This window comes from Synechococcus sp. R3-13, from assembly GCF_047462195.1.
GTDB lineage: Bacteria > Cyanobacteriota > Cyanobacteriia > Thermostichales > Thermostichaceae > Thermostichus.
Genome location: NZ_JANSIO010000478.1, coordinates 1 through 1,375 on the forward strand (window position 1 = coordinate 1; position 1,375 = coordinate 1,375).

At 61.1% G+C, this 1,375-nt stretch carries 1 protein-coding gene; it reads right to left on the minus strand.

The window, feature by feature from the left end; translation table 11 throughout:
• Positions 1 to 1,240 (minus strand): DUF3084 domain-containing protein (locus tag NW856_RS13295; protein ID WP_414400643.1); only part of this gene is annotated, 1,240 nt, incomplete at its 3' end.
• Positions 1,241 to 1,375: the final 135 nt, after the last annotated feature.

Below are 1,375 nucleotides of genomic sequence, written 5' to 3' on the forward strand. Positions count from 1 at the left end.
TGCTCTGGCGGAGATGCTGCACAACCTCCAGAAACTTGACCTGGGAGAACTCCCCCACGGTGCCGGTGATGGGATCCGAGAGAAGCCCCTCCTCCTGCGAGCGCTGATTGGCCTGGTTCAGCAGCCCCAGCAGTTGCTGTTGGATTTGATTTTCGCTCAAACCCGGTTGAATCACCCCGTGGGCCAGCACGGATCCCTTGGCGAAAATCCGCTGGTTGGGGTAAATCTGCACGAGCACAGGCACAGGCTCCCCCTTGAGCCGGTTGGTGAGAGAGAGAATGCGCACCGCCCAGCTACCGGGTTCTTGCAACTTCTCCAGGGCTTGGTCGGCATCCTCGCGGCGGATCAGGATCGCGTTTTCCAGAGGGGGCATGGGCTGGGATCCAAGGGCAAGGGCTCGCTGTTCCGCCTGGGCCAAAAGGTGCTCAAACTGCTGCCGAATCGCCTCTGGCTTTGCCCCCCTTGGAGCCTCCACAACCCCCGTTGCCAAGACTTCCCCCGCCAAGATGGCCAGTTCCCCCCGCCGCAGCCGCACCGCCAATTGGTTGAGCTGCTCGATCTCCTGCTCAAGCTGGTTTTTCTGGTTCTCCAGTTGGGTTAAGGCCGCCTGCACCACATCCAGGGAGCGCTCCAGCTGATCCCGATCCAGTTGCAGGGCTTGTTTTTGCGACTCCAGGGTGGCGATCACCTGGCGGGCCGACTCCACCTCTGCCTTCACTGCCTCCAACTCGGCATGGGCTCGATCCAAACTGGGCTGCACCTTGGCCAGTTGCTCGTTGGCTGCCGCCAGCTTGGCCTCCGCCTCCTGCCGCTCCTGCAGCGCCACTGCCAGCTGATCGCGCACTTCGCTCAGGCGGGTTTGGGCTGCCGACTGCTGGGTGCGAAATTGATCCAGATCCACCTTGAGGTGGTCTCGCTCAACCCTGAGAGCGGCATTTTCCGCTTCCAAGAGGGCTTTTTGGCGGTTGAGGGCCCGCAGCTCTTGCTCCGCCTGGGCAATTTGGTTGGTGTAGCTGAACAGGGCCTCCGACAAAGAGCGGTTGAGGAGCAGCAGTGTGCCCAAAGTCAGGGCGGAGATGCTCACGCCGGTCACCACGGCCACCAGAATGGCGGTATGGCGGGGGCGCAGGTTAAACCAGGTAAGGCGCTTTTTGCCAATGCGGTAGCCCACCCGATCCCCAACAACGGCAATCAGGCCACTGACAACCAACATGTAGAGGATCAGCAGTACGCCTTGCATATTCCCGGATCCCTGCCATGGAAATCTTAGCAAGGTTGCCCTGAGGATTTTGGGAGTTGTTGGGGAGGTGGGAAATAGGAATTCAGCTTACTCGCGCAGGAGCCCCGCGCTGTACCCGTAGGGTCAGCGTCGGGA